Here is a 13,369-nt window from a genome sequence, read left to right as displayed (position 1 = left end):
ATTGATCGTGTAAGGGTTGCGGCAAGTGGACGCCGCTGGCGCGCGGGGAGGCCCACGCTGCAGGTTACTTCATCAACTCTTCGACCGGCTTGCGCAGCGAACGGGCCTGGGGTGCCGGGCCGGCGCCGAGGCGGCCCATGAAGACCGGCTGGCCGTTGCCGGTGCCGATCAGTTTGTGCAGGCGCTGGTGCAATTGTCGTGCCGAACCATGCAATTTGTCGACCGTCGAGAACGGTTGATCGTGCTGCACGTAGGCGGAAAAGATCAGGGGCGTCATTTCCGGCTGCATCGCCAGTCCCAGATGGGTCAGCGTGAGCCAGAAGCGCTGCACGGCGCGGCCGGCGGCGACGTGGTCCTCGACCGTCTCGGGCGCGCGCCTGGCCATGATGACGAAATGGGCAGCGCAGCGCAGGCCGGGCACGAGGTCCATCTGCAGGCGCGGCGCCCAGGTGCCCATCAGGCGGTTCATCGTCGACATCCGGCCCCAGCTGACCATCGCCCATTTCATCAGGCGCAAGGTGGCGGCGTCGACGCCGAGCGCCTGGTCGGGCACGCGGTCGGGGCTGTGGCGCGCGTTCCAGTGGATGATGCGGCGGTGCACCTCGTAGGCTTCCGGCATCGTCAGGCGCAGCTTGGCGTTCGAAAACATCAGGCGCGCCGCGGCCAGCTTGCCCTGGAAACCCTCGATCCAGCGCACTTCGTAGCCGGCACCGACGCTGTCCTCGAGGGCACGTTTTTCCTCGGGCATCAGCGCACGCGTGCTCATCGGGCGGCGCTGCACGCTGCGGGTCGGGATGGCGGGCAGCAGGGGGCTGGGGTTGATCGCGGGATCGGGCACGAAGCGCACGTCGAACACGGGCAAGTGGTCGGTGTCGCCCTCGCGCCGGCGGATTTCCGCGCGCAGGCCGTGGGCGGTGGCGGCGATCGCCATCGTTTCCAGCAGGGCGCCATGCGACAGCTGGCTGGGGCGGCCGCGAAAGTCGTACACGCAATCGTCGCGCGTGTCGTGGAAATGCACGGCGACGTGGTCGGGGCCGAGCACTTCGAAGCGCCAGACCTGGGTATTGTCTCCACTTGGTGCCCAGCGCGCGAGGTCGAGGATGTCGTGGATCGTCTGCGGGAGATTCATGCCTTCGTCGCTTTCGCTGCCAGTTCACGCGTCATCTGGCGCTTGGCGACGGCGATCATCAGGCGGTGCAGCGGATTCCCGTTGCCGCCCGGGCGCCAGGTATGGGCCAATTTGTTGCGGTAGGCGTCGAACTGCATGCCGTGCGGTGCGGCCAGCACCTTGCCGCGGCCGAGCAGGATCTTCAGCGCTTCGGTGGCGACGATGCCGGCGCACAGCTGGCAGGCCATGAACGTCGACGGACCGCGGCGCTCCGCGAAATTGACGGCGTCCGGCACGACGAGGTAAGGGCGATGCAGGCCGGCCGGCGCAAGGCCGACGACGAAGCGGATCGCCTTGTCCAGTTCGGGCAGGTCGCCCCACTGGAAGTACTGTTCGAACGTCATCTGGCCGGGCAGGAAGTTCAGCAGGGCGGCACCCATGCCGAGCGGCGCGGCCGTCGTGGCCGGGATGCCGAGGCGGGCGCAGGCGGCGAACGTCTGCTGGCGTGCGTCGAACGCGAAAAAGTCGAGGGCGTCGACGTACAGGTCGACGCCGTCCAGGAATTGATCGAGATTGCCCGCGTTGACGCCATCGGGAAAAATCTTGACATCGATTTCAGGATTGATGTCCTTGGCCATGCGGGCCAGCACCTCGGCCTTGGGCTGGCCGACCGTCGACATCATGGCGCCGACTTGGCGATTGAAGTTGACGAGGTCGAAGGTGTCGAAGTCGGCGATATGGAACTGCGCCACGCCCAAGCGTGCCAACGTCAGCATGTGCACCCCGCCAACGCCGCCGCCGCCGGCGATGGCGACACGTTTGCCGCGCAGGGTTTGTTGTTCTGAAGGCGTTACCCAGCCGATATTGCGTGAAAACGCTTGTTCATAGCGGAACGGATTTGTCATTGATGAAGAAAAACGGTTTTATCAATAAAGCGGCAAAAACGCGCCGATATCTACTATGAACAGGATTTTTAAGCGTGCTGTTCGTCCATGCGCAGGAGGCGGTTGATGATGCCTCGTTCTTCGCGTGGCGAGAAGAAATAGGGATAAAACGAACGCTCCGAAACGTTGTTATCGGCACTGAACGTGCCGCCGTATTTCTGGATCTGTTCCGTAACAAATTCCAGATTTACCCGTAATAGGTAAGCCGGCGCTTCGACGCGCGGGTTGATCTTCAGTTCGCCTTCCTGCTTGAAGCCGAGCATCCGTTCGTAAAAACGGCGATGACGCGGATTCACCTCGATGACGATATCCGTGCACTGGTGAATGTCGCGCGCATAGATCACGGCCAAGTGGAACAGGTTGGCCAGCGAGGTCTTGGAGCGTACCGACGGGTCGAAGGCGAGCTTCGTGAACTCGCACAGGCGCGCGCCAAGGTTGCGATGGGCATCCAGCTCTTCCTTGAAGATCTGGTCTGCCATCAGGCCGATCGGCGAATCGATACCAATCGTGAGCGTGCCGACCACGTCACCCTTGTCGGTGGCGGTCAGCGTAATGCGATTCGGGTCGTCGCTGAATTGATGGGTGCCCGCATAACCGCGCCAGGCATACATCTTGTTGATCAGCATACTGGCCGAATTTCGCCCGTCCGCAGTATCGGTAAGCCGGATTCCATACGAATCGTGGTTCACGATAACATCCTCATATTGCGAGGGCGTCATATTATCGCGATCACTGAAATCATGAGCGTCCGATAGGGATGCGGCCGAAACACCCTCTGGATCCTTGAAATCGTCAAATGTCGTCATCGCAGGATTCCCCAATTGTTTAAAAACGTCCGCGGCTGCGGCGGACGGAGTTCTGGTCGCCCGCGCCCTGGCGGTGCCGGGCGCAGATTATTATTTAATTATTAATTGATCTTGGCGTCTTACAAAGTCTTCAGCAACGCGCGCGCTTCGTCAGCCTGAGCGAACGACTTGTCTTCCGCGAGAAGCTTGTCGAGCTCCTTGCGTGCACCGGCCTTGTCGCCCGACTTGCTCAGGCCGACCGCCAGGTGGTAGCGCACCTCCGACGATTTCGGCGCCAGGCTGCTGGCTTTCTGCAACAGCGGCACACCGCGGCTCGTGTTGCCCTGTTCCACGAGCAGCCAGCCCAGCGTATCGATCACGCCGGGGTTGTTGTCGGCCAGCTTGTACGCCTGTTCGGCGGTGGGCACGGCACGCGGGTCCTTTATCTGTTGATAAGCATACGCCAAGTTGTTCAGCACGGCTGGATTGTTTGGCACGCGTTTGACGATGTCTTCCAGGCGCGCGATCGCCGCCTTGTAATCCTTGGCGACCAGGTTGTTCTCGGCCACGTACATGCTGATCAGCGAGTCGTCCGGATGGTCCTTCAGCCACTGCGTCGCGCGCGCCAGCGCTTCCTTGCTTTTGCCGGACTGGGCCATGGCCTGCAGGGATTTCATGAGGATTTCCGGCGCCTTGGCGATCGCGAACGCCTTGTCGTAGGCCGGCAACGCTTGCGCCGGTTTTTTCTGCGCCATCAGGACGTCGCCTTCGGTCGCGTAGCCGACGGGCGACTTGTCGTTGATCTTTTGGATCTGGCGTGCCGCGGCCAGGGCGTCGTCCGGGCGTCCCGTGCGCATGGCGAGCTCGGCCTGGGCCAGGCGGGCGGGAATCAGGTCCGGTTGCAGGTCGACGGCACGCTTGAGGTCATCTGCCGCGGCGGCGTTGTTCTGCAACATCATGTGTACGCCGGCCAGGTGCAGGTGCGGCGCGGCCGATTTCGGTATGAGATTCACGAGCTTGCTGAAGGTATCCAGCGCGCCGGGCGCGTCCTTGGTGGCGACCTGGGCCTGGCCCAGCATTTCCACCAGTTCCGGATTGGTCGGGTTGGCGGTCTGGAGCTTGCGTGCCAAGGTCAGCGCCTTCTGTGCCTGATTCGTGCGCAGGTAATGCCTGCCGAGATTGATCGCCGGGCCGACGGCGTTCGGATTCGCATTGCTGGCCTTCTCGTACCACGTGGTCGCTTCTTCGGGATGGTTCTGCAACAGGGCCAGTTCGGCCAGGGCGCGCATCGCGTCGGCGTTGTTCGGTTCCTTCTGCAGGACTTTTTCGTAGCGCTGCTTCGCGGCGTCGGGTTTCTTTTCCACGAGGTCCAGGCGCGCCAGGTTCTGCACGGCCGGAATGTACGTGGGGTTCAGCGCGACGGCCTTGTCCAGCGCGGCCCGGGCGGCCGGGACGTCGCCCTTGACCATGTTGACGGCACCCTTCAGCGTCAACACTTGCGGATTGTCGGGCTGCTGCTTTTCGAGTGCATCGACGGCGGCCAGCGCCTTGTCGTAATGCTTCAGCGTCATTTCCGTCTGGACCAGCGCCATCGTCGCTTGCGGCGACTTCGGATCGAGCGTCGTCGCCATCTCCAGTTCGGACAGGGCGCGCGCCTGGTCGCCCTGGGCCAGCTTGGACAGGCCCAGCGATGTGCGCAGGCTGGCCGCTTTCGGCGCCAGCGCCGCGGCTTTCTCCAGGTAGGCACTGGCCTTGTTGAAGTCATGCACCTGCATATAGGTTTCGCCGGCCAGCGCGAGCACTTGCGGGTCGTCCGGCGCGTTCTTCAGTGCCGGCGCCAGCGTGGCGACGGCGTCGGCCGGCTGGGCGCTCTTGAGCTGGACCTGCGCCAGCAGCTTGCGCGCATAGACGTCGTTGGGATTGCTCTCCAGGTATTTGCGCAGATGCAGGTCGGCCTGTTGCAGCGAGCCGAGATTCAGCTCGGATGCGCCCGCCAGGAGCACGCTGGGCATGTGGTCGGGCGCGACTTTCAGCACGCGCTGCAGGTTGTCCTGCGCGGCCTGGTACTTACCTTGCGAGAATTCGTACAGCGCGCGGGTGTACGTCACGAGCAGATTGCCGGGCGCATTCTTCTCGGCCGCGTCGATTTCCGCTTTCGCTTCGGGGAATTTGCCGCGGGTGATGTCGATGTACGCTTTTTCGATATGGGCCGTGCGATTGCGCGGATCGAGCGCGAGGGCCTGGTCGAAGGCGGCCATCGCCTCGTCGGCCTTGCCCTGCGTGCGCAACATGGTACCGCGCGCCAGGAGTGCGTCCGCGTTCTTCGGATCCTTGGCGACCGCCTCGTCGATATACCGTTGCGCGCCCTCCTTGTCGTGATTGACGACGGCGTAGCGGGCGATGCCGAGCAGCGCGTCACCGGAATTCGCGTTCAGCGCCAGGGCCTGTTCGAACGCCTTCTTCCCATCGTCGGCCTTCCCGGTCGACAGCAGGGCATCGCCGCGCAACACCAGCAGCGGCGCCGATTTGGCGGACGCCTCGGGCGTCACTTCGTCAAGAACTTCCTTGAATTTGCCCTGCTGCGACATCGCCTTGGCCAACAGCGGCAGCACGCGCTCGGACGGGATGCCGGCGGAGCGGGCTTTACGGAATTCCTTTTCGGCCGACGGGTAGTCGCCCATGTCGAGTTCCAGACTGCCCAGGGCCAGGCGCGCTTCGCCGTTTTCCGGGCTCTTTTCGACGGCATTTTTCAGCTGAATCATTGCCGACTTCAGGTCGCCCTTTTGCTGATACTGTTTGGCATCGGTCAGCAATTGCTCGGTCGATTGCGTGGAGCGCCCGCAGGCGGACAATCCCGCGACCATGAAAGCGCCGGACAGGATCGCAGCGGTGAGTTTCAGCTTGTTCGGGTGACGCGGCATCTGGATTCCTCAAGATAAGTTTGGAGCAGCATTGTCGTGCAGATTCCTCTTCAACAATAATACCTGAAGGAATAGTAAGAACGTCGCAGAAGTTGGGCGCCATGTTGCAAATCCCCCCACCAAAGTAGGGCAATTCCACCGCTTCTGGTGCGATGTGCCGGGAATATGACGACCATATTACTTTCCCGGCCCGTCGCCGCCGTTGCGCAGGCGGCTCAGCAAGGCTTCCACGTTGTCCCCGACGGGCAAGCCATGGCGACGTAACAATTGCACGTGCAGCACCAGATTTTCGAGCACGAGCTTGGCCGAAACGGCCAGCAAGGTCATCAGCCGGTCTTCGGTGCTGAAGTTGTCCATCGAGGCGGCCATCTCGCACAGATGATTGGCGACCAGTTCGCGCAGGTCGTCCTCGGGGAAGGGGAGGTCCGCGAAGTCGATCTGGTCTTCCTGTTCGACTTCGCGCATGAGTTCGGCGAGTTGCTGGGGCTGGATCGGCATGGATGGCTCCGTGGAAGCTGCTCTGACCCCGATTCTACTGCGTCGCCCGCTTTACATATTGCGGCGATACTGCCCGCCGACCTCGAACAGCGCCGTCGTGATCTGACCCAACGAACATACGCGCACGGCATCCATCAGCCGAGCAAACACGTTCTCGTTGTCGATGGCGGCCTGCTGCAGTGCCGCCAGCGCGGCCGGTGCCTCGTTCGCGTGGCGCCGGTGGAAGTCGTCCAGGCGCGTCAGTTGCGACTGTTTTTCGTCGTCGGTGGAGCGTGCGAGCTCGATCGTCGCCGGCGCCGCGGCACCCTTCGGATTGCGGAACGTGTTGACGCCGACGATCGGGAGGCTGCCGTCGTGCTTGCGGTGCTCGTACAGCATCGACTCTTCCTGGATCTTGCCGCGCTGGTAGCCCGTCTCCATCGCACCGAGCACGCCGCCGCGCTCGGCGATGCGCTCGAATTCCTGCAGCACGGCTTCCTCGACGAGGTCGGTCAATTCCTCGAGGATGAACGAGCCCTGGTTCGGGTTCTCGTTCTTGGCCAAGCCCCATTCGCGGTTGATGATCAGCTGGATCGCGAGCGCGCGCCGCACGGATTCGTCGGTCGGCGTCGTGATCGCCTCGTCGTAGGCATTCGTGTGCAGCGAGTTGCAGTTGTCGTAGATCGCGATCAGTGCCTGCAAGGTCGTGCGGATGTCGTTGAAGTCGATCTCCTGCGCGTGCAGCGAGCGGCCCGACGTCTGGATGTGGTACTTCAGCTTTTGCGAGCGGTCGTTCGCACCGTACTTGTCGCGCATGGCGACGGCCCAGATGCGGCGCGCCACGCGGCCCAGCACCGTGTATTCCGGGTCCATGCCGTTACTGAAGAAGAACGACAGGTTCGGCGCGAAATCGTCGATGTGCATGCCGCGGGCCAGATACGCCTCGACGAAGGTAAAACCGTTCGACAAGGTGAACGCCAGCTGCGAGATCGGGTTCGCGCCCGCTTCCGCGATGTGGTAGCCGGAGATCGACACGGAGTAGAAATTGCGCACCTGGTTCTGGACGAAGTATTCCTGGATGTCGCCCATCACCTTCAGCGAAAACTCCGTCGAGAAGATGCACGTGTTCTGGCCCTGGTCTTCCTTCAGGATGTCGGCCTGCACGGTCCCGCGCACGTTCGCGAGCACCCAGGCGCGGATCTTTTCCATTTCGTCGGCCGCGGGTTTGCGTCCATTCTCGCGTTCGAACCGGTCCATCTGCTGGTCGATCGCCGTATTCATGAACATCGCGAGGATCGTGGGCGCCGGGCCGTTGATCGTCATCGACACGGACGTGTTCGGGCTGCACAGGTCGAAGCCGTCGTACAGCACTTTCATGTCGTCCAACGTGGCGATCGACACGCCGGAGTTGCCTACCTTGCCGTAGATGTCGGGCCGCAGCGCCGGGTCGGCGCCGTACAGGGTGACGGAGTCGAACGCCGTCGACAGGCGCTTCGCGTCCATGCCTTGCGACACCAGCTTGAAGCGACGGTTCGTGCGGAACGCGTCGCCTTCGCCGGCGAACATGCGGGTCGGGTCTTCGCCTTCGCGCTTGAACGGGAATACGCCGGCCGTGTACGGGAAGGCGCCCGGCACGTTTTCCAGCATCAGGAAGCGCAGGATCTCGCCGTGATCCTCGAAACGGGGCAGGGCAACCTTGCGCACCTTGTTACCCGAGAGCGTCGTGTACGTGAGATTCGTGCGGATTTCCTTGTCGCGGATTTTGACCACGTGCTCGTCGCCCGCATAAGTCTCCTGCAGCTGCGGCCACGCTGCGAGCAGCGTTTTCGCCTCGCCTGCCATCGCGTTGTCGCGTTCCGTGATCAAATCGTCGAGGACGACTTCACGGTTGGCGGCCGCCAGCATGCGCTTCGTTTCCGTCAACTGCTGGCGCTCGCGCGCAAGTTTGACTTGCTTGCCGACGTTGCGGTGGTAGCCGCGCACGGTGTCCGCGATCTCGGCGAGGTAGCGATTACGGGCAGGCGGCACGATCACGTTCTTGCCGCTCGAGTATTTGGCGGCGGGCTTTGGCAGCTTGGGCGTCTCGGTCTGCAGGCCGAATTCGGCCAGCGCCGGCAGCAGGCCGAGGTACAGCGCCGTCACGCCGTCGTCGTTGAAGCGCGACGCCTGCGTGCCGTAGACGGGCATCTCGTCCGGCGACTTGCTCCACAATTCCTTGTTGCGCTGGACTTGCTTCGCCACGTCGCGCAGCGCGTCCTGCGCGCCCTTGCGGTCGAATTTGTTGATGGCGATGAAGTCGGCGAAGTCCAGCATGTCGATCTTCTCGAGCTGCGACGCGGCGCCGAATTCCGGCGTCATCACGTACATCGACACGTCCACGTGCGGCACGATCGCGGCGTCGCCCTGGCCGATGCCCGACGTCTCGACGATGACGAGGTCGAAGCCCGCAACCTTGCACGCTGCGATCACGTCGGGCAGCGCCTGCGAGATCTCCGAACCCGCTTCGCGCGTGGCCAGCGAGCGCATGAACACGCGCGCCTGCCCGTTCCAGGGGTTGATCGCGTTCATGCGGATGCGGTCGCCGAGCAAAGCACCGCCGGATTTGCGGCGCGACGGATCGATGGAAATCACGGCGATGTTCAGGCGGTCGCCCTGGTCGAGGCGGATGCGGCGGATCAGTTCATCCGTCAGCGACGACTTGCCGGCACCGCCCGTGCCCGTGATGCCCAGCACCGGGACCTTCAGCCCTTCCGCCGTGTCCATGATGCGCTTGCGCAGGCTGGCCTCGGCTTTGCCGTTCTCCAGCGCCGTGATCAGCTGCGCGAGCGGGCGGTGGCGCTGCTCGATCGATCCCGTCTGCAGCGGCTCGAGCGTCGTGGGCGCGTACGGCGACAGGTCGACGTCGCACGCTTCCAGCATCGAGCGGATCATGCCGACGAGGCCCATGCGCTGGCCGTCTTCCGGCGAGAAGATGCGCGTGACGCCATATGCATGCAGTTCTTCGATCTCGTGCGGGACGATGACGCCGCCGCCGCCGCCGAACACTTTGATGTGGGCGCCGCCGCGCTGGCGCAGCAGGTCGATCATGTACTTGAAGTATTCGACGTGGCCGCCCTGGTAGCTGGAGATGGCGATGCCCTGCACGTCCTCGGCGAGCGCCGCGGTGACGACCTCGTCGACCGAGCGGTTATGGCCCAGGTGCACGACTTCGGCGCCGTTCGTCTGCAGGATGCGGCGCATGATGTTGATCGAGGCGTCGTGGCCGTCGAACAGCGAGGCGGCTGTGACGAAGCGGACTTTGTTGGACAGTTTGGCGTGCTCCGGCAGGTCGAGCTTGGCGGCGGGCGTGATGTCGTTCATGGGGTTCCTTGGAAAACGGAAGCGAACCGGGGTTCTTTGTACGGTATATGACGTTAACGTAAACGTCAAGAATGTGATCGGGATTGTGTCGATGCCGTAGGGTAGGCACCCTGTGCCCACCAAATGCCGGCGTAGCGAAACGCATGGTGGGCTCGGGGAGCCCACCCTACGGCGGTCCACGCGTTCAACCGGCGTCGATCAGGCGGCGCGTTTTTTTACGCTGCCGGACAGCAGCTCCTGCTTGCGCACTCGGTACTCGGCCACGGCCTTTTCCTTGACGTGCCCGAAGCCGCGGATCTGCTCCGGCAGCGCCGCCAGCTCGACGGCCACGGCGTGATTCGCCGCATCCAGCGACGCCAGCTGCGCCTCGATCATGTCACGGTATTCGGCGATGAGGGCGCGCTCCATCTTGCGCTCTGCCGTGTAGCCGAACACGTCGAACGCGGTGCCGCGCAGGCCTTTCAGCTTGGCCAGCAGCTTGAACGCGCTCCACATCCACGATCCGAATTCCGCTTTCACGAGGTGGCCCTTGGCGTCCTTCTTCGCGAACAGCGGCGGCGCCAGGTTGAATTTCACGCTGAACGTGCCTTCGAACTGGCTTTGCAGCTGCTCCACGAACCGGCCGTCCGTGTACAGGCGCGCCACCTCGTATTCGTCCTTGTAGGCCAGCAGCTTGGCGTACGACTTCGCGACGGCCATGGCGAGCTTGTTGCCGAGGCCGAGCGCCGCCTCGCGCTCGCGCACGCGGGCGACCAGCGCTTCATACTGCGCCGCGTAGGCCGCGTCCTGGTAACCGGTCAGGAAGTCGACGCGCTTCCTGATCACGCTGTCGAGGCTCTGCGGCATTTGCAGCACCACCGGCTGCGCCGGCGTCGCCACTTGTTCGACGCGCTTGAAGTCGACGGCGGCTCGGCGGCCCCACAGGAAGCTGCGCTGGTTGGATGCGACGGCCACGCCATTCAATTCGATGGCGCGCAGCAGCGACGCTTCCGACAGCGGCACGAGGCCCTTCTGCCATGCATAGCCCAGCATGAACAGGTTGGCGGCGATCGAGTCGCCCATCAGAGCCGTCGCCAGCTTCGTCGCGTCGAGGAAGTCGGCGCCCGACTCTCCACCGACGGCTTCCACGATCAGCGAGCGTACCTGGGCGGCGGGGAATTCCCAGTCGCGCTGCTGGGCAAAGGTGCCGGTCGGCTGCTCGTGCAGGTTGACGACGACCATCGTGCGGCCCGGACGCATCTTCGAGATGGCGTCGGCCGCGCCCGCCGTCAGCATGTCGCAGCCCAGCACGAGGTCGGCCTCGCCGGTGGCGATGCGCTGGGCGCGCAGGCGCTCCGGCGTCTCGGCGATCTTCACGTGCGACGTGACGGAGCCGTTTTTCTGGCTCATGCCCGTCATGTCCAGCACGGACGCGCCCTTGCCTTCGAGGTGCGCGGCCATGCCCATCAGTGCGCCGACGGTGATGACACCGGTGCCGCCGATGCCGTTGATCAGGATGTTGTACGGTGCCGCGATCGACGGCAGCGCGGGTGTCGGCAGCGGACCCCAGCCGTCGTCGCCGTCCTTCTTGCTGGCGCCGGCCTTGTTCTTCTTGAGGGCACCGCCTTCGACGGTGGCGAAGCTGGGGCAGAAGCCCTTCGTGCACGAGTAATCCTTGTTGCACGCGGATTGGTCGATGGCGCGCTTGCGGCCGAATTCCGTTTCCTTCGGCAGGATAGCCACGCAATTCGACTGCACGCCGCAATCGCCGCAGCCTTCGCACACGGCTTCGTTGATCACCATGCGCTTCGCGACATCCGGGAATTCGCCCTTTTTACGGCGGCGGCGCTTTTCGGCCGCGCAGGTCTGGTCGTAGATCAGCACCGTCACGCCGGCGATCTCGCGCAGTTCGCGCTGCACGTCGTCCATCTTGCTGCGGTCGTACAGCGTCACTTCGGCCGGCAGCGCGGAGCGGTCTTCATAGCGCGACAGGTCTTCCGTCACGAGCGCGATGCGCTTGACGCCTTCCGCCGCCATCTGGCGCGCGATCAGCGGCACGGACGTCGTGCCGTCCACGGGCTGGCCGCCCGTCATCGCGACGGCGTCGTTGTACAGGATTTTATAGGTGATGTTCACGTTGGCCGCGATGGCGGCGCGCACGGCGAGATAACCGGAGTGGAAATAGGTGCCGTCGCCCAGGTTCTGGAAGACGTGCGGCACGTTGGAGAATGCGGCCTGGCCGATCCACGGCGCGCCTTCGCCGCCCATATGCGTCGTCAGCTTGTTCATCTCCGGGTAGATCGACGTGGCCATCACGTGGCAGCCGATGCCGGCCAGCGCGAACGAACCGTCCGGCACTTTCGTCGACGTGTTGTGCGGGCAGCCGGAGCAATAGAACGCGGGACGGAACGGCGTCGTCACGGCCTTCATCAGCACGGCGTCCTTCGCTTCCAGGAACGCCAGGCGGGCGCGGATCAGATCGCGCGTGCGTTCGTCGAGGTTCAGGCGGGTGATGCGGCCGGCGATCACGCGCGCCACCTGTGCGACGGAGAAATCGGCCTTCGGCGGCAGCAGCCATTCGCCGCGCGGCGCGACCCATTCTCCCTTTTCGTCGAACTTGCCGATCACGCGCGGGCGCACGTCGTCGCGCCAGTTGTACAGCTGTTCCTTGAGCTGGTATTCGACGACCTGGCGCTTCTCTTCCACGACGAGGATCTCGTCCAGGCCCTGCGCGAATTCGCGCACGCCTTCCGGCTCCAGCGGCCAGATCATCGCGACCTTGAACAGGCGCAGGCCGACTTTTGCCGCCATCGCTTCGTCGATGCCCAGTTCTTCCAGCGCTTCGAGCACGTCCACGTACGATTTGCCGGACGCGATGATGCCTAGCTTCGCATCGGGGCTGTCGATCGTCGTGCGATTCAGCTTGTTTTCACGCGCGTACGCGAGGGCCGCGTAGATTTTATAGTCCTGCATCAGCGCTTCCTGATTGCGCGCCTGCTGGCCCAGCGGGATCGACGACAGGGTCGTATTCAGGCCGCCTTCCGGCATGGCGAAATCGTGCGGGATTTTGACGTCGACGCGGAACGGATCGGCATCGACGGAAGCACTCGATTCCACCGTGTCGGCCAGTGCCTTGAACGCGACGGCGAGGCCGGAAAAGCGCGACATCGCCCAGCCGTGCACGCCGAGGTCCAGGTATTCCTGCACGTTCGACGGGTACAGCACGGGGATCATGCAGGCGGCGAAGATGTGGTCGGACTGGTGCGGCAAGGTGGACGAATAGGCGCCGTGGTCGTCGCCCGCGACGAGCAGCACGCCGCCGTTTTTTGCCGTGCCGGCATGGTTCATGTGCTTGAAGACGTCGCCGCAGCGGTCCACGCCCGGGCCTTTCGCGTACCACATCGCGAACACGCCATCGTATTTCGCGGGGCCGATCAGGTCCACGGTCTGCGTACCCCAGACGGCCGTCGCGGCCAGGTCCTCGTTCACGCCCGGCACGAACCGGATCGCTTTCGCTTCGAGGTGACCCTTGGCCTTCCACAGGTTCTCGTCCAGGCCGCCCAGCGGCGAGCCCCGATAACCCGAGACGAAGCCCGCGGTGTTCAGGCCGGCCTGCTCGTCGCGCAGCTTCTGGATCATCGGCAGGCGCACGAGGGCCTGGATGCCGGACAGGAAGATCTTGCCGGAGGTGGCGGTGTACTTGTCGTCGAGGCTGACGTCTTTGAGGGGAGCGGGAACGGCGGGCGTGGCAGGGGGGGACGCGGATGCGCCCTGGCCCAGGACGGTGTCAGGCAT

Annotated in this window: 7 protein-coding genes; all 7 read right to left on the bottom strand. The window is 64.0% G+C overall.

The window, feature by feature from the left end; genetic code table 11:
• Positions 1 to 64: 64 nt before the first annotated feature.
• The 7 genes from NX784_RS22855 to NX784_RS22825 all read right to left on the bottom strand — a co-directional run bounded on the left by NX784_RS22855 (position 65) and on the right by NX784_RS22825 (position 13,369).
• Positions 65 to 1,129 carry a nitroreductase family protein gene (locus NX784_RS22855; RefSeq protein ID WP_258818989.1) on the bottom strand — a complete coding sequence of 355 codons (1,065 nt, stop codon included), beginning with the start codon at positions 1,127 to 1,129 and terminating at the stop codon, positions 65 to 67.
• Complete coding sequence (locus NX784_RS22850; RefSeq protein WP_258818988.1) at positions 1,126 to 2,013, bottom strand: ThiF family adenylyltransferase; 888 nt, start codon at positions 2,011 to 2,013, stop codon at positions 1,126 to 1,128. The genes NX784_RS22855 and NX784_RS22850 overlap by 4 nt, the downstream gene beginning before the upstream one ends.
• A gap of 68 nt (positions 2,014 to 2,081) precedes the next feature.
• Complete coding sequence (locus tag NX784_RS22845; protein WP_258818987.1) at positions 2,082 to 2,858, bottom strand: N-acyl amino acid synthase FeeM domain-containing protein; 777 nt, start codon at positions 2,856 to 2,858, stop codon at positions 2,082 to 2,084.
• 119 nt (positions 2,859 to 2,977) lie between these two features.
• A complete protein-coding gene (prsT, locus tag NX784_RS22840) occupies positions 2,978 to 5,758 on the bottom strand; it encodes an XrtA/PEP-CTERM system TPR-repeat protein PrsT (RefSeq protein ID WP_258818986.1) in 2,781 nt (926 codons plus the stop codon).
• A 177-nt stretch (positions 5,759 to 5,935) separates the two neighbouring features.
• Complete coding sequence (locus tag NX784_RS22835) at positions 5,936 to 6,256, bottom strand: hypothetical protein (RefSeq protein WP_258818985.1); 321 nt, start codon at positions 6,254 to 6,256, stop codon at positions 5,936 to 5,938.
• Between the two features lie 51 nt (positions 6,257 to 6,307).
• Complete coding sequence (gene icmF / locus NX784_RS22830; protein ID WP_258818984.1) at positions 6,308 to 9,595, bottom strand: fused isobutyryl-CoA mutase/GTPase IcmF; 3,288 nt, start codon at positions 9,593 to 9,595, stop codon at positions 6,308 to 6,310.
• 198 nt (positions 9,596 to 9,793) lie between these two features.
• Positions 9,794 to 13,369 carry an indolepyruvate ferredoxin oxidoreductase family protein gene (locus NX784_RS22825; RefSeq protein WP_258818983.1) on the bottom strand — a complete coding sequence of 1,192 codons (3,576 nt, stop codon included), beginning with the start codon at positions 13,367 to 13,369 and terminating at the stop codon, positions 9,794 to 9,796.

The sequence above is a fragment of the Massilia pinisoli genome, from assembly GCF_024753285.1.
Classification (GTDB): domain Bacteria; phylum Pseudomonadota; class Gammaproteobacteria; order Burkholderiales; family Burkholderiaceae_D; genus Telluria; species Telluria pinisoli.
Note: the sequence above shows the minus strand (reverse complement) of the source record. Positions and strands in the feature narration are given on the sequence as shown.